We start from the raw sequence: 15,505 nt of genomic DNA on the forward strand, positions 1-15,505 counted from the left end.
AATGATCAGCATGTCTAATACAATGAACAAAACAATCAAGGGTGCGAGCTTTCTAGTAGAGGACGTAACGTTTGAAGATATTTTCACACCGGAGGACTTCTCTGATGAGCATGTCATGATGGGAAAAACAACGGAAGACTTTGTATTAAAAGAAGTCGTTCCTCAACTTGAGAAGCTTGAAAACCATGAGTTCGATATCTCTCGTAAATTGCTTGAAAAAGCAGGTGACCTTGGTCTTCTTGGAGCCGATGTCCCTGAAGAATATGGTGGTCTAGGACTCGACAAAATAAGTTCTTCCGTTATAACAGAAAAATTCTCTCGTGCTCGAGGCTTTTCAGTTAGCTATGGTGCACACGTGGGGATTGGTTCCCTGCCAATCGTATTTTTCGGCGATGAAGATCAAAAGAAAAAGTACCTTCCAGGTCTAGCTACAGGCGAGAAGATTGCTGCCTATGCACTAACGGAGCCTGGATCAGGGTCGGATGCTCTTGGAGCGAAAACGACTGCGAAACTAAACGAAGAAGGAACGCATTACATTTTAAATGGTGAGAAGCAATGGATTACAAACTCTGCTTTTGCAGATGTATTCATTGTATATGCGAAAATTGATGGTGAAAAGTTCACTGCTTTTATTGTAGAGCGTGATTCTAAAGGACTTTCCACAGGTCCAGAAGAAAAGAAAATGGGAATTAAAGCTTCTTCTACAAGAACATTGATTCTTGATGATGTTATGGTTCCTAAAGAAAATCTTCTTGGTGAAGCAGGAAAAGGTCATGTGATTGCCTTTAACATTCTTAACGTGGGTAGATATAAGCTTGCTGTAGGTACAATTGGTGCCATGAAGAGAGGGATCGAACTTGCAGCTAAGTATGCTAACGAGCGTAAGCAATTCAACACGCCAATTGCAAAGTTCTCTCTTATTCAAGAAAAATTAGCAAACATGGCTGTTGCGACTTACGCTACGGAAAGTTCGACATACCGTACAGGTGGACTTTTCGAGCAAAAGCTAGGAAAACTTTCCGATGAGGAACAGAAAAATGGTGCTAAAGTAGCTGAAGCAATCGCAGAATACGCGATTGAATGCTCACTAAATAAAGTGTTTGCTTCTGAAGCACTTGATTATGTAGCAGATGAAGCTCTACAAATTCACGGTGGTTATGGTTTCATGTCTGAATATGAAGTTGAGAAAATGTATCGTGATTCTCGCATTAACCGTATTTTTGAAGGTACAAATGAGATTAACCGCCTTCTTGTTCCGGGTACGCTGGTTCGTAAGACAATGAAAGGTGAACTACCATTATTTGAAAAAGCAACGGCTCTTCAAGAAGAACTCATGATGCTTACTCCACAAGAAATTGGGGATGCGCCACTTGAGCAAGAAAAGCATCTTGTTGCGATGGCGAAGAAAATCATGCTAATGGCTGCTGGAACAGCAGTGCAAAAGTATGGCAAAGCGCTTGATAAAGAGCAAGAAGTTTTATCAAACATTGCGGACATCGTAAGTGAAATCTACTCAATGGAATCAGCTGTCCTACGCACAGAAAAAGCGATCAATAAAACGAGTGCAGAAAAGCAAAACCAAAAGCTTCTTCTCACACAAGTGTTCTGTCAGGAAGCGTTCAATCGCATAGAGGCACATGCGAAAGAAACATTGGTTGCTGTTGAAACTGGGGATTCTCTACGCATGATGATTTCGGCTCTTCGTAAACTTTCACGTTACACACCGATTAATGTGATTGCAAAGAAACGTGAAATTGCCGCTACCGTTCTAGAGCAACAGCGCTTTACTGTTTAATGTGATTTAAGATTAAGGGTAATTTTAATCACTTCCAAACCAAATTCTCTTTCATCCCTCCAACAATGGGGGGATTTTTTTCTCATGATTAGGAAAGATAAAGAGTGGTTAAATAAAGGAGTTTTCTTTTTCATGCCGAAAGCTAACTTTGTAGAAGCTTCTGTATTTGTCCTTACACTGTCATGTGGTAAACTATCCATAGAATCACATGAAGTTCTTAAGGAGGAACAATTTTGCCCATTACATTTTATGCCTATCCTAAATGCGGGACATGCCGTAAAGCCAAAAAATGGTTTGAGCAAAACGATGTGGAAGTAAATGAAATTCACATCGTAGAAAATCCACCATCAAAAAATGAATTAGCCACTATGGTTGATCAAAGTGGATTACCAATCAAGAAATTTTTTAACACAAGCGGTCAGAAATATCGAGAGCTTGGTTTAAAAGATAAAGTTGCCTCATCTTCTCAAGATGAATTGCTCGACATTCTTTCATCTGATGGTATGTTAATCAAGCGTCCGCTCGTAACAGACGGACAGAATGTGACTGTTGGGTTTAAAGAAGAGTCTTTTGAGGAAATGTGGAAACGATAAAATAGTTGCTTAATTAATAATAACTATTATACGATAGTTATTGTAATTAATATGATTGAATAACCTTAATTTAGAGGAATTATTTCAGGGAGGAATTACCAATGAACTTACCAAAAGATTTTCGCTATTCAGAAGAACACGAATGGGTGCAAGTGCAAGAAGACGGAAACATCCGCATCGGTATTACAGATTTCGCACAATCAGAGCTTGGAGACATCGTTTTTGTTGAACTTCCAGAAGAAGGCGACACCATCGAATCTGACGAGCCGTTTGGTAGTGTTGAGTCTGTAAAGACAGTATCTGAGTTGTATGCACCGATCTCAGGCAAAGTCCTCTCTGTCAATGAAGATCTAGAAGACAGCCCTGAATTCGTTAATGATTCACCATACGAAAAAGCATGGATGGTTGTTGTTGAACCTTCTGAGCCTTCTCAAATTGAAGAGCTTATGACTGCAGAAGCTTACGAAAAAATGGTAAGTGAAGACGAATAATAAACTTGCGGCATTATCTTTTGAAGAAATGAATGATGAGTGGGTAGGTTTCATCATAAACTCTAATCAATGGTTCTCTTTTGTTTAGTTCTCTATTATAGAGGCTGTAAAGAAAGATACTATATAGAGGAGATGATCCCAATGATTGATACTTCTCGTCCTATGGTAAGAATTGATATCACGAATAAAGTTTATGGTAAATTTGATCAAAAAGCGATGAACCTCTTTCTGAACAAAGAAAAAATCGGCCGTATTTTATTCTCTGATCAGGGCAATCGCTACGAGTTATCAGAAGGATACGAATTTGTTCAAGATAAAATTTACCATTACGAACAAGCCCTAGAGCAAAATGCAAAGTACGTAGAAGACTGCGACCTCGGCTGGTGTTAATAGGAAAAGCGAAAGCGCTCGTTAAGGCCCGATAAGCACTGGAAGCTTTCAGATGGAACACGGTCTTTGTTTTCCGGTTGAAAGGTGAAGTGATCGAGCGCCTGGTAATCCCCGACAAGCTTAATGTCTTCATTCAAACGACAGCATCGTGCTTCCTACCATAAAAAAACCGGCCCATTGGCCGGTTTTTTTATGCTTTGTTTTTACGAATATATTTTATGGTTTTAATAAGTCCATCTGCTGATGGGCGTCCGAATGGGCTGGACTGGAGAAACTGTGCCATTAGTTTACCGTTCTCGTCAATTAAGAAAATGGCTGGTTCGCCGTGTTCGCCATGGTCTTCATATGGAGAGTCTTCTCGATGCATCATAACCCCATATGAGTCGATTGCAGCATTTTCGTTGTCGCTCAATACTGGGAACTCAAGGGCATGCTTTTCTTTCATTTTTCGAAGAGATTCCAATTCGTCTTTCGCGATCGCAATTGGATGTACGTCTAATTTCTGAAAAGCGCCAAGATGTTCCTGAAGTTCTTCTAGCTGTTCATTACAAACGGGACACCATTCACCTCTAAAAAATACAAGCATATGCCAGCGGTTATCTTCTTGCTGGTGCTGCTCAAATTGAAAGAGCTCGCCTTCTGTGTTGATAAGTGAAAAAGATGGTGCCTGGTCTCCAAGGTTTAGTTTTGCCATTTTTATCACTCCATTCTTTAATCATATTGATTTATTTCCACCAGTTGAGCATGATAAAACATAATTGCGTGGTTTAACTGGACAGGTGTTAAGGGAAAATAGGAACTGGAAAAGAAAATGACCTATGGAGGTAATGATAATGGCTTTGTCGAAGGAAGAATTACAGCAATTTAAAAAACAGCTACTTGATTTAAAGAAAGAGCTTCTAGATAGTGGTGCAAGTCATCATGATGAAAATGCATCATTATCGGATGAAACAGGAGAATTAACATGGTACGATAATCATTTTGCGGATATGGCTTCTGAGTTGGACCAAAGAGAGAAAGATATTACGCTAGAAGATGCAGCAAGAGAGCGATTGAGTTTAATTAATACGGCACTTGACCGCATACGTGAAGGAAACTATGGCATTTGTGTGGATACTGGAGAAGAGATTGATAAGGAACGTCTTGAAGCCATTCCTTATGCGATTCGAACAAAAGAGGCTCAGGATAAGTTAGAAGAGAACAAAGAAGATAGCCGGCCAGATGATGAATCTACTTTTGAGACTTCAGGTAATCGAGAAGATGATCGTCTACGTACAGTTGATGATCTTCAAAGAGAACATGGTAATTCGACTTCTGAAACGTATTTAGAAGAAGATGATCCAGATAAAGAATCAGAATAAACGGTTATCTGGCTCAATAGCTGTTCTGTTATCACTTCGCGTTGGCGATTCTAATGATAAAATGAAACGATTTGCTTCCAACCACCATATGCTATAGCAATGCATTGATACGACAGCTTGAAATGGAGCGTTGTGCCATGAATGATAAAGTTATTATTGTTGAAGGAAAAACAGATAAACAGCAGTTGATGAGAGTATTAGATGAACCCGTTCATATTATTTGCACATATGGAACAATTAGCTTTGAGCGACTTGAGGAACTAAGTGAAGAGCTTGAAGAAAAAGATGTATTTGTTTTGGTGGATGCAGATGATGCAGGTGAGAAATTGAGGCGTCAGTTAACACGAGAAATCCCCCATGCAGAACATCTCTATATCACGATGCTTCATCGTGAGGTTGCAGAAACCCCGCTGAATTATTTAACAAGAATTTTAAGAGCAGCAAAGTTTAAAGTAGTAACAGTTTAATGTAAGAAAAGATCATAGAAGGGAAGCTTTAATAGCTTCCTTTTTGGCCTGATAAGGATTGGAGCATGCGGAATGCAAGAAATTACCGATGAAGCCTTACTAAAAAAGCACTTAAAAACAAAAGGAAGTATCCTATTCTTCTACACACCCTTTTGTCAGACGTGTAAAATAGCTGAGCGAATGTTACATATTGTTACAGAAGCAAAAGAAATGGAAGCTACGGTATTTACATGTAATTTAAATTATTTTCCATGGGTTTCAGAAGCTCTCGGAATACAAAGTGTTCCTGCATTAACAGTTATTGGTGGAAATGATGACGATCGAACGCTTTTTGCGTTTGAGTCAGTGATAAAAGTCGATGATTTTCTTAATTCAAGTAAATTCTTTTGATGTAATTTGACCATTTACTTGATATTTAAACGTTCTAAAAACCCTATATATATAGGGTTTTGCGGATGAGTAATTTGCTGAAAATTAAGCAAGATTAATAATGATAAAATAATATAACAGGAAGTAAAGAAACAGTAACATTGTCATAAAATTGTATTTTCGTTGATGCTGATTGAGTGGTATAACTGAATAGAGTCACCATTCCACTGTTTTATACGAATGGTGGCACATTTCATTTTCTAAACTATTATAGAATTTCCAAAATTAAAAAGACATCCAAGAAACCAACCCGAAAAGCAGTTAGATGAAATCAACTGCAAGATGAGAGGTGTATAACATGACAACCATTTCAATCAGCGCAATGGGAAATTTCGCTACTAAAAATGAAAATAAAAAAGAGAGTATTACTTTAGAAGATAAAGTTGACAGTATACAAAAAGGAAATCAGGCATTACGAAACCAACTTTTAGAAGACTATCAACCTTTTATTAAGAAGATTACGTCAAAAGTCTGCAATCGTTATATAAATCATTCGATGGATGAGTTTAGTATTGGACTATCCGCTTTTAATGAAGCGATGGATCAGTTTCGTAAAGGCCAGGGAAGCAGATTTTTAACATTTGCCGATATGGTTATCAGAAGAAGAGTGATTGATTATATACGAAAAGAAGCGCGACAAAACAAATACATTTACCTTGAACCTGAGGAACTTGATGAAGAAGGGCGCCTAGAAGATAGTTTTGCAGAACAGAAAGCTGCCCTTGATGTCTATGAAATTGATAAACAGCGTGAAGTGAGAATGTTTGAAATCGAGGAATACGAGCAGTTACTTAAGAAATTTAGTATTACGTTCAAGGTTCTCAGCAAAAACTGCCCAAAACATATTGATGCAAGAGAAAACGCCAAGATGATCGCAAAATTGATCGCGGATGATCACGTTCTTTCAGGATATCTATTAGAGAAAAAGCAGCTCCCGATAAAAGATTTGCTGTCACTCGTTACATGCAGTCGCAAAACGATTGAACGTAATCGAAAGTATATAATAGCAGTGGCTTTAATTCATTTAGGTGGATTTAACGCGCTGAAATCTTATATACAGTAGTTGGAAAAAAGGGGGCCAGGGGATGAAAAAAGGGGTCATTATGGACATTCGCGGAAGAAAGGCAGTTGTATTAACTCCTGAGGGAGAATTTACAACAATCAATCTCAAGCGAAATCATACGTTAACAATCGGCTCTGAAATTAAACTTACACCAAAACCACTTAATAAGAAAATAGGTTACTTTACCCCCTCTATGCCCACCCTGGCCGGTATGGCAGCAATTCTATTGTTAGTTGTCATCGTAACAGGCGTTATTCCTGTTAGACAAAATGATGCAGTTGCAGCCTATGTAAGCTTTGATATCAACCCAAGTATTGAGGTTGGAATTAATTCTGATCTTGAAGTTGTTCAATATCAAGCATGGAATTCAGACGGTGAAGGGTTGAACTTAGAACGGGAAACAATGAATATGCCACTTAGCGAATTCGGAGGCTTACTTGTTTCCAAACTCGATGAAAAAGGCTATTTAGAAGAAAATCGCAAATTACTTATTGTCGCTTCAAACGCTGAGAATAAGGGGATCAGCGAAGACCTTGAAACGATCATAAGAGGATTTGAGCAGAATGATGCACTTGTTAATCAAGCGATTGCGATAACAACCATTCTTGATGCCGATTACAGTGCTCATGAAAAAGCGAATGAACTTGGACTATCACAAGGAAAATACATGACTTACCTCGCTGCCATAGATCGAGGCGCATCTTTATCTATCGATGAAGTGCGTAATCTTTCTGTGAGTAAAATGGATGAAATGCAGTCAGAAACCATGACCGCTGTGGAGACGAATCAATCTGACAAGTCTAGTGAGTCTAAAGTGAAAGAGACGCCAAGCCCGATTGAGGATTCAGTCGTCCAATTAAACGAAAAGACAGTAGATGATCATAAGAACGAAAATGGAGAACTGATTCTCGAGAGTGAAGAAGCAGATAATAAATTACAAGATAAACAGTCTGATAAAGACGTAGAAAGTAGTACCAACCAAGAACAAAACAATTCTTCTACGGTACCTAAAGCTCAAAAAGATCATGAAAAAGAAGAAGAGAAACAAGAAAAAGCAGAAAAAAAAACGAGTACTAAACTAGCGAAAGAACAAGAAAAAGAAAAGAAGCAAGCTGAAAAGAGTCAAGAAAAAGCTGAAAAAGAAAATAAAAAAGAACAAGAAAAAGTAGAAAAGAAAATTGAAAAGGAACAAGAACAAGAGGAAAAGAAGAACGAAAAAGAGCTCAAAAAGAATGATGAATATGAAAAAGAGAAATTAGAAGATAACAAAGGCAAGTCTGAAGAAAAGAAAAAAGATAAGTAAAGCATCATGCTATCATTTATTTTATATCCAATAGTTAAGCCAGAGGGATTCCTCTGGCTTTTTTCTATGCCCCTTTAAGTCATGATCGAAGGGAGAGCTTTTGCAATATCGAGAAATGAAGACTGATCATCAAAAACGTTAACGATTTGATGGTTTTTATTGAGTAGAACCGTTGTAGGTACTCCAGTACATCCATAGTGATCATATGTTTCTCGTCCATTGTCTTCTAAAACGGGAAAAGAAAGATCGTTTTTTAACGTAAATTCTTTACCTGCTTCATCAGAGCGTTCTCGTCCAGTTACATTAATGGTTAGGAAGGCTAGTTTTTCAAGATCAGCATGTTGATAAAATTGCTCTTTCATCGGCAAATCTTTCATACAGTCCGGACACCATGAAGCCCAGAAGGTGATCATCATAGGTTTTCCAGCAAAGTCAGAGAGCTGAATCACTTCGCCACTTTTAATATCCTCTAATGCAAAGAAGGGGGCTTTCATCGTTGTTCACCTCTTTTTAATGGTCTATCGATACCTTATCAAAAAGTTCATTCTAACGAAACTTTTTTGTGATGCACTGTTCCATCAGTCTATCGTATTACATACTGAATTCATCCTAAAAAAGAATTCATAACGTTAAGTGAAAAGAAGAAAAATTCCGAAAAAATGTTTGACACTAATACGCCACCTTGCTAAAATAAACACAATTAATTAAAAAACGAAATATTCATACTTATCTAGAGAGGCGGAGGGACTGGCCCTATGAAGCCCGGCAACCGTCAAACCAATGTTGGTTTGAAAAGGTGCCAAATCCTGCAGGAGAAATCCTGGAAGATAAGCGAAGCTGATGAATGAATCAAGCCTCTCTGTCTTTCAGAGAGGCTTTTTATATTACTCAAAACGAATGCAGGAAGCTTGGATTGTTTGAAAGGAGAGATAGGGGTTTGGTTAGAGAGACGAGATACGAAGATCAGACTATATCGATTGGTTCGTTAACGCTCGAATCCGGCAATGACCTTCATGATGTCGAACTTGCCTATGAACGAGTTGGTCCTCGTGATGCACCGGTTATTCTTGTCTGCCATGCATTAACAGGAAATCAGTATACAGTAGGTCATGAGGAAACAGGCTGGTGGAAAGGATTAGTCGGAAACCGCGCTTATATCGATACGTCTGTTTTTCAAGTTATTACGTTCAATGTTCTCGGAGGATGTAACGGTTCAACAGGACCACAATCAATTAATCCGGTCACGACAAAGCGCTATCAAGCTGATTTTCCGTTTGTCTCTGTAAGAGATATGGTGCATTCACAGAAAAGAGCGCTTGAGAAACTTGGCATTCATCAACTTCATGCTGTCATTGGAGGATCTCTTGGGGGAATGCAAGTGCTTGAATGGGGACTGCTCTATCCAGATTGGATGACTCACCTTATCCCACTTGCCGTTACACCAACTCTTAATGCCTATGGAATTGCGTATAACGCTATTTCTCGATATGCGATTACGAATGATCCAAACTGGGATGAGGGCTACTACAGTGGCGATCATACACCAACAACCGGGCTAGCAACCGCAAGAATGATTGGAATGATCTCTTATCGAACGGATGAAATGTTCCACAAAAAATTTGGCCGAAGTCGTAAAGGTGCTTCACATGAGAGTCATAAAGAACCAAAGTATGATGTTGAATCCTACCTTCATTATCAGGGAAATAAACTTGTCGGCCGATTTGATGCAAATAGCTATTTGTATTTGCTTAAAGCGATGGATAATCACGATATTAGCGAAGGACGAGGCGATCTGACCTTCGTCAATAAAAGAATGAAAGCAAACGTGCTTGCGATTGGTTTTAAAGGTGATTTGATCTATCCGCCAGATGAGTTAGAGAAGCTCTTTAATCATGGGTCATCCTCTCAGTTTTATCTTGTTGATACAAAATTTGGTCATGATGGATTCCTTGTTGAGTTTGATAAATGGGGACCTCATATAAAGGAACAAATCTCAATGACAAACAAAATCAAAGGAGTGAAGTGAAAAAATGGCAGAGAAAAAATATAATCTAGAGACAATCGGGATTCATGGAGGGCTACAAGCTGATCCAGCTACAGGAGCTAGAGCATTACCAATTTATCAATCCAACGCTTATCGATTTAACAATACAGATCATGCAGCCGATTTATTTGCTTTAAAAGAAGAAGGATTCATCTATTCACGAATTGGAAACCCAACAGTCGGTACACTTGAAGAGCGAGTTGCTCAGCTTGAAGGTGGTGTTGGAGCGTTAGCCCTGGCAAGTGGAATGGCAGCGATCACCACGGCAATTTTAAACGTTGCCAATAGCGGAGACGAAATTGTTTCAGCTTCTACTTTATATGGTGGAACGTATAATCTCTTTTCGGCAACTCTTCCTAAATACGGAATCAAAACGAACTTTGTCGATCCTGAAAATATAGAATCATTCAAAGCAGCTATTACGCCTAACACAAAAGCCATCTTTGCTGAGACAATTGGAAATCCTGGACTTCATGTGCTGGATATTGAGAAAGTTGCTGAAATTGCCCATGAAGCTGGCATCCCTTTAATCATTGATAATACATTTGCAACCCCTTATCTATGCCGACCTCTTGAACATGGAGCAGATATCGTTGTTCATTCTGCTACGAAATGGCTCGGTGGTAACGGCTCAACGATGGGAGGAATTATCGTTGATGGTGGGAAATTCGATTGGAACTCACCTAAATTCCCTGGTTTCACTGAACCAGACCATACGTATAACGGTATTGTGTTTGCTGAAGCTCTTCCAGAAGCAGCGTACATTGTGAAAGCGCGAGTGCAACTGCTAAGAGATACTGGTGCAGCGCTAAGTCCATTTAATGCATTTCAGATTGCTCTTGGTGTTGAAACGCTCCACGTCCGCATGAAAGAGCATATCGCCAACACACGAAAGATTGTCTCATATCTAAAAGACAATCCGGCTGTTGAGTGGGTGAGCTATCCAGAGGAGGACAATCATCCATCCAATCAACTTGTTCATAAATATCTTCCGAAAGGTGCAGGAGCAGTAGTTGTGTTCGGCATTAAGGGAGGGCGTGAAACAGGTGCCGGAATCATTAATGCTGTTAATCTCTGGTCACATGTCGCGAATGTTGGAGATGCAAAAAGCTTGATTATTCATCCGGCAAGCACAACCCATCAACAGTTAAGTGCTGACGAGCTGGTGGCCTCAGGTGTACGAGACGATTTGATTCGACTCTCTGTCGGAATTGAACATATTGATGATTTAATTGATGATTTAGATCAAGCAATCGCAAAAGCAAAAGTGGAAGCTAGCGTATAAAGAATATGAATGAAAAGCCCTTTTCTCATTTAGAAAAGGGCTTTTGCATGTTGCCTATCTTTTGTTTAAGTGAATTTTGCAACTACACGACATCTGTAAATACTCATATTAAATCTTAATAGTAACGCTTGTTAATGAGTATGTAACTTTAATAATGAAGTTTGATAAATATGCTCTATTATAAATGAACAAAATTTGCGGGTTTTTTTTATAGAAAGTAAAGGTAAGATTGTTAATAGTGTTGGGATAAAGCACATACCTTCAATTGGCAAATGATAAAATCTATCTATTTATACAAAGACGCCAACATGATTCCGTGAATTGATTTAAGTCGAAATTTTAGGGATATTAAATAATTATGCAAGGGGAACTCGGCAATCAGAAAAGAGGTGGCAATTGGCAGTTGTAAAGAAGTGTTTACACTTAATGAGAAAGGTATTGAAACAATCAACACAACGTCTATTTAACTAACTAACTCTATGTAAGCGCTTTTATTAAATTTACAATAAAAAATTTCGTGTGACCAAATCTCACGCATGAAAGGGTTGTAAGCGTTTACAAATAAACTGATATATCATAATTATCAAAAAACTTAGCTTTTAGGTGTTGACCTTACGTCCAAACCGGCGTAATATAATCCTCAATTAAACAAACAAATTATTCAAATAACTCAAACAAAAACGACAACAGGGCCTCGAAATTTCACAGGCCTATCATTAGACACTAACGCTTTACTGCGTCTAATTAACAAACAGAAAGGAGTGAACAAGGTGAGTGAACAGTGGATCTACCTTAACGGAGAATTTGTGAAAAAAGAAGATGCCAAAGTATCGGTATACGATCATGGTTTCCTCTATGGTGATGGGGTGTTCGAAGGAATTCGCATGTACGATGGGAATGTCTTCAGATTAGAGCATCATCTCCAGCGCCTCTATGATTCAGCTCATTCAATTATGCTAAAAATAACGCACACGATGGAGGAAATGACCGACATTATTGTGCAAACGTTGAAGAAAAATAACCTTCAGGATGCCTACATTCGCATCGTTGTATCTCGCGGTGTTGGGAATCTTGGACTCGATCCATTTACATGTAAGGAACCACAAGTGATCGTTATTGCAGAATCACTGGCCTTGTTCCCTAAGCGATTATATGAAACAGGAATTGATATTGTCACGGTAGCGAGCAGACGCAATCGATCGGATGTATTGAGTCCGAAAGTGAAATCGTTAAACTACTTAAATAACATTCTTGTCAAAATTGAAGCCAATTTAGCCGGCGTTAGCGAAGCATTGATGTTAAATGATCAGGGTTATGTCGCTGAAGGTTCGGCTGATAATATATTTATCGTGAAAGGTAATGTGATTAAAACACCGCCTGGGTACGTTGGGGCTTTAGAGGGTATTACGCGAAATGCCATCATGGAACTTGCAAGAAAAAAAGGGTATGACATGCGTGAAGAAACGTTTACACGTCATGATGTGTATGTAGCAGATGAAGTCTTTTTAACAGGAACAGCTGCAGAAGTGATTGCCGTTGTTAAAGTAGACGGTCGTGAAATTGGAAAAGGTAAGCCAGGTAAAACAACAAATGATCTTCTTGGAGCGTTTAGAGACATTGTCACTGTTGATGGGGTCTCTGTCTATCCTTCCAAACGTGATGTGCAAGCGGGGTAAAAAAATAAATATCCATAATCGATGACGAGGCAAAAGAAACAGGAATTGGTAATAACCAGAGAGCCGGTAGTGGTGGAAGCCGGTATTACCCCCTGTATCGACATCCCCTCCGAGTGTTGATCTGAACTTAGCAACATAGGATCAGCCAAGTGTCTTAAAAAACACTTGTTATCAAAACGAGCAATTTGCTCATGAGGCGGCAGAGATTTGTCGCAAAAGTAGGGTGGTACCGTGAAGTCTTTTCGCCCCTATAGACCGTAGAATGCGGCGTAGGGATGAGAAGGCTTTTTTTTATTAAAACCTTAGTAACGCTTCAGTAGTAAGACGGGAGCGCGCAACACAATAAAGCATTGGAGGGTATGAATATGCGGGCGAAGGCAAAACCAGAAGCCGAAGCGGTAACAGCGGAAATGACCGGGGCAGATGTATTAATCCATTCTTTAAAAAAAGAAAATGTGGAAGTGCTCTTCGGATATCCAGGAGGAGCAGTACTTCCAATCTATGACGCTCTATATCGATCACCGATTAAACATATTCTTTCAAAGCATGAACAAGGCTCGATTCATGCGGCTGAAGGATATGCAAGAGTAAGTGGAAAGCCAGGAGTTGTGATCGCAACATCAGGACCTGGGGCGACAAATCTCGTTACTGGAATTACAGATGCGATGATGGATTCCCTCCCACTTGTTATTTTCACTGGCCAGGTTGCCAGCACGGTGATTGGTACGGATGCATTTCAGGAAGCAGACATTATGGGGATTACAGCACCAATCACCAAGCATAATTACCAGGTGCGTGATGTCCAGGATCTTCCAAGAATTATTAAAGAAGCGTTCCATATTGCGACAACAGGACGTCCCGGTCCAGTTCTGGTTGATATCCCTAAGGATGTGGCGAACAAAACCATTTCACCCGACTATGATTCTACGATTCATTTACCAGGTTATCAGCCAACATTTTCACCTAACATTTTGCAAATTAAGAAACTAGCAGATGCGGTTGGATCAGCGAAGAAACCAGTGATCTTAGCTGGAGCTGGTGTCCTTCATGCGAATGCAGGAAAAGAACTCGTTGCTTTTTCTGAAAAACATCGCATCCCAGTCATTAATACACTGCTTGGTCTTGGAAGTTACCCTGGCAATCATCCATTATTCCTGGGAATGGGAGGCATGCACGGAACATACACAGCGAATATGGCCCTTTATGAATGTGACTTATTAATTAGCATTGGAGCTCGATTCGATGATCGATTAACTGGTAATCTTGATCACTTTGCGATCCATGCGACGGTGGCTCATATCGACGTAGACCCTGCTGAAATTGGGAAAAACGTTCCAACGCAAATTCCGATTGTATCTGATGCTAGAGAGGCCTTGAAGAAGCTTCTAGAGATTGAATCACCCCTTCCAGATACAGAAGATTGGCGTAAGAAGTTAACCCAAAATAGCGAAGATTTTCCACTTTGGAAGAAATCATCAGCTACTGAGTTTCTCCCTCAACGCGTCGTCGAACTCGTACATGAATATACGAAGGGAGATGCGATTATTACGACAGATGTTGGTCAACATCAAATGTGGGCAGCCCAATATTATGCATTTGCGGATGCGAATCGATGGGTCACATCTGGAGGACTCGGCACAATGGGATTTGGTTTCCCTTCAGCGATAGGAGCTCAGCTTGCTTTTCCGGAACAAACGGTTGTTTCTCTAACTGGTGACGGTGGATTCCAAATGACGTTACAGGAGCTTTCGACTCTTCAAGAGCTAAATCTTCCGGTAAAAGTCGTCATTATGAATAACCAGACGCTTGGGATGGTGAGGCAGTGGCAAGAAGCATTCTATGAAGAACGCTATTCTCAGTCGCTCATCCCGGTACAGCCTGACTTTGTGAAACTAGGTGAAGCGTATGGGATCCAATCTTTTAAAGTGACAAATGAAGAAGAAGCGAAAGCCGTTTTTGAAGAAGCATTTTCACACCGTGATCCGGTATTAATTGATTGTCGCGTTAGTGGAAAAGAAAATGTGTATCCAATGATTGCCCCTGGCAAAGGGTTGCATCAGATGATTGGGGTGAAACCATGAAACGAATTGTAACCGCAACGGTTATTAACCAGAGTGGTGTATTAAATCGGATTACAGGGTTAATGACAAAACGTCAATTTAATATTGAAAGTATTACGGTTGGTCATACCGAGAAAGAAGGCGTTTCGAAAATGACCTTCGTTGTTAATGTTGATGACAATGCCAAAATTGAGCAGCTCATCAAGCAGCTTAATAAGCAAATCGATGTATTGAAAGTAACGGATATTACGGATCAGGCCATCGTGGTTCGGGAGTTAGCCTTGATTAAGGTCATTAGTAATGCTCAAATCAGAAGCGAAATATCAGGGATTATTGAGCCATTTCGCGCCTCCATTATTGATGTGAGTCGAGAGAGTATTACGGTTCAGGTAACAGGAAATTCCGATAAGATTGAAGCGATTTTAGATCTTCTCAGGCCATATGGCATTAAGGAAATGGTGCGAACGGGAATCACGGCATTCCCTAGAGGAAGTCAAAAATCTGTAACAGATTTGAAGCAATATTCCATCTTAAATTAAAAAAATAAA

General features: G+C 39.5%; 16 protein-coding genes and 1 riboswitch. Of the genes, 14 read left to right on the plus strand and 2 right to left on the minus strand.

The features are described 5' to 3' along the window. Positions 1-10: 10 nt before the first annotated feature. The 4 genes from LC090_RS04505 (at position 11) to LC090_RS04520 (ending at position 3,269) form a co-directional block, all read left to right on the plus strand. Complete coding sequence (locus LC090_RS04505) at positions 11-1,795, plus strand: acyl-CoA dehydrogenase family protein (protein WP_226655660.1); 1,785 nt, start codon at positions 11-13, stop codon at positions 1,793-1,795. A gap of 233 nt (positions 1,796-2,028) precedes the next feature. Next, positions 2,029-2,388, plus strand: a complete 360-nt coding sequence (locus LC090_RS04510; RefSeq protein WP_226655662.1) for an arsenate reductase family protein — start codon at positions 2,029-2,031, stop codon at positions 2,386-2,388. Between the two features lie 101 nt (positions 2,389-2,489). Further along, a complete protein-coding gene (gene gcvH / locus LC090_RS04515) occupies positions 2,490-2,879 on the plus strand; it encodes a glycine cleavage system protein GcvH (RefSeq protein WP_098444881.1) in 390 nt (129 codons plus the stop codon). A 141-nt stretch (positions 2,880-3,020) separates the two neighbouring features. Beyond that, positions 3,021-3,269: a YusG family protein gene (locus LC090_RS04520; protein ID WP_226655664.1), complete on the plus strand. Its 249-nt coding sequence runs from the start codon at positions 3,021-3,023 to the stop codon at positions 3,267-3,269. A gap of 190 nt (positions 3,270-3,459) precedes the next feature. Here LC090_RS04520 and LC090_RS04525 read toward each other — a convergent pair whose 3' ends face one another. Further along, complete coding sequence (locus LC090_RS04525) at positions 3,460-3,963, minus strand: peroxiredoxin family protein (protein ID WP_226655666.1); 504 nt, start codon at positions 3,961-3,963, stop codon at positions 3,460-3,462. A 139-nt stretch (positions 3,964-4,102) separates the two neighbouring features. Here LC090_RS04525 and LC090_RS04530 point away from each other — a divergent pair, with 139 nt between their 5' ends. The 5 genes from LC090_RS04530 (at position 4,103) to LC090_RS04550 (ending at position 7,892) form a co-directional block, all read left to right on the plus strand. Then, positions 4,103-4,630: a TraR/DksA C4-type zinc finger protein gene (locus LC090_RS04530; protein ID WP_226655668.1), complete on the plus strand. Its 528-nt coding sequence runs from the start codon at positions 4,103-4,105 to the stop codon at positions 4,628-4,630. Positions 4,631-4,767: 137 nt separating this feature from the next. Further along, positions 4,768-5,097 (plus strand): toprim domain-containing protein, encoded by a 330-nt coding sequence (locus LC090_RS04535; RefSeq protein WP_224592355.1) that lies wholly within the window; start codon positions 4,768-4,770, stop codon positions 5,095-5,097. Between the two features lie 72 nt (positions 5,098-5,169). Further along, a complete protein-coding gene (locus tag LC090_RS04540) occupies positions 5,170-5,487 on the plus strand; it encodes a thioredoxin family protein (RefSeq protein WP_226655670.1) in 318 nt (105 codons plus the stop codon). A 337-nt stretch (positions 5,488-5,824) separates the two neighbouring features. Further along, on the plus strand, positions 5,825-6,589 hold the full coding sequence (gene sigI, locus LC090_RS04545) for an RNA polymerase sigma-I factor (protein ID WP_226655672.1): 765 nt from the start codon (positions 5,825-5,827) through the stop codon (positions 6,587-6,589). Positions 6,590-6,611: 22 nt separating this feature from the next. Further along, positions 6,612-7,892, plus strand: a complete 1,281-nt coding sequence (locus LC090_RS04550) for an anti-sigma factor domain-containing protein (protein WP_226655674.1) — start codon at positions 6,612-6,614, stop codon at positions 7,890-7,892. A gap of 74 nt (positions 7,893-7,966) precedes the next feature. On the opposite strand, the gene LC090_RS04555 is transcribed toward LC090_RS04550, so the two are convergent. Continuing rightward, positions 7,967-8,386, minus strand: a complete 420-nt coding sequence (locus LC090_RS04555; protein WP_226655676.1) for a TlpA disulfide reductase family protein — start codon at positions 8,384-8,386, stop codon at positions 7,967-7,969. Between the two features lie 229 nt (positions 8,387-8,615). Continuing rightward, positions 8,616-8,726: riboswitch (SAM riboswitch) on the plus strand. Positions 8,727-8,829: 103 nt separating this feature from the next. Between LC090_RS04555 and metX the strand changes: the two genes are divergently transcribed. From metX to ilvN, 5 genes are all read left to right on the plus strand, one after another. Further along, positions 8,830-9,918 (plus strand): homoserine O-acetyltransferase MetX, encoded by a 1,089-nt coding sequence (gene metX, locus LC090_RS04560; protein WP_226655678.1) that lies wholly within the window; start codon positions 8,830-8,832, stop codon positions 9,916-9,918. Between the two features lie 4 nt (positions 9,919-9,922). Next, a complete protein-coding gene (locus LC090_RS04565) occupies positions 9,923-11,221 on the plus strand; it encodes an O-acetylhomoserine aminocarboxypropyltransferase/cysteine synthase family protein (protein WP_226655680.1) in 1,299 nt (432 codons plus the stop codon). Positions 11,222-11,991: 770 nt separating this feature from the next. Continuing rightward, positions 11,992-12,897, plus strand: coding sequence for a branched-chain-amino-acid transaminase (gene ilvE, locus LC090_RS04570; RefSeq protein ID WP_226655682.1), 906 nt, complete (start codon positions 11,992-11,994; stop codon positions 12,895-12,897). Positions 12,898-13,262: 365 nt separating this feature from the next. Next, positions 13,263-14,978, plus strand: coding sequence for an acetolactate synthase large subunit (gene ilvB, locus LC090_RS04575; RefSeq protein WP_226655685.1), 1,716 nt, complete (start codon positions 13,263-13,265; stop codon positions 14,976-14,978). Continuing rightward, on the plus strand, positions 14,975-15,496 hold the full coding sequence (ilvN, locus tag LC090_RS04580) for an acetolactate synthase small subunit (protein WP_159784617.1): 522 nt from the start codon (positions 14,975-14,977) through the stop codon (positions 15,494-15,496). Before ilvB ends, ilvN begins: the two co-directional genes overlap by 4 nt. Positions 15,497-15,505: the final 9 nt, after the last annotated feature.

Source organism: Guptibacillus hwajinpoensis (assembly GCF_020524165.1).
Lineage (GTDB): Bacteria > Bacillota > Bacilli > Bacillales > Guptibacillaceae > Guptibacillus > Guptibacillus hwajinpoensis_D.

Coding starts and splice junctions, on each gene's coding strand:
- LC090_RS04505 (WP_226655660.1), top strand. CDS start 11: ATGTCTAATACAATGAACAAAACAATCAAGGGTGCGAGCTTTCTAGTA.
- gcvH (WP_098444881.1), top strand. CDS start 2,490: ATGAACTTACCAAAAGATTTTCGCTATTCAGAAGAACACGAATGGGTG.
- LC090_RS04520 (WP_226655664.1), top strand. CDS start 3,021: ATGATTGATACTTCTCGTCCTATGGTAAGAATTGATATCACGAATAAA.
- LC090_RS04525 (WP_226655666.1), bottom strand. CDS start 3,963: ATGGCAAAACTAAACCTTGGAGACCAGGCACCATCTTTTTCACTTATC.
- LC090_RS04530 (WP_226655668.1), top strand. CDS start 4,103: ATGGCTTTGTCGAAGGAAGAATTACAGCAATTTAAAAAACAGCTACTT.
- LC090_RS04535 (WP_224592355.1), top strand. CDS start 4,768: ATGAATGATAAAGTTATTATTGTTGAAGGAAAAACAGATAAACAGCAG.
- LC090_RS04540 (WP_226655670.1), top strand. CDS start 5,170: ATGCAAGAAATTACCGATGAAGCCTTACTAAAAAAGCACTTAAAAACA.
- sigI (WP_226655672.1), top strand. CDS start 5,825: ATGACAACCATTTCAATCAGCGCAATGGGAAATTTCGCTACTAAAAAT.
- LC090_RS04550 (WP_226655674.1), top strand. CDS start 6,612: ATGAAAAAAGGGGTCATTATGGACATTCGCGGAAGAAAGGCAGTTGTA.
- LC090_RS04555 (WP_226655676.1), bottom strand. CDS start 8,386: ATGAAAGCCCCCTTCTTTGCATTAGAGGATATTAAAAGTGGCGAAGTG.
- LC090_RS04565 (WP_226655680.1), top strand. CDS start 9,923: ATGGCAGAGAAAAAATATAATCTAGAGACAATCGGGATTCATGGAGGG.
- ilvB (WP_226655685.1), top strand. CDS start 13,263: ATGCGGGCGAAGGCAAAACCAGAAGCCGAAGCGGTAACAGCGGAAATG.
- ilvN (WP_159784617.1), top strand. CDS start 14,975: ATGAAACGAATTGTAACCGCAACGGTTATTAACCAGAGTGGTGTATTA.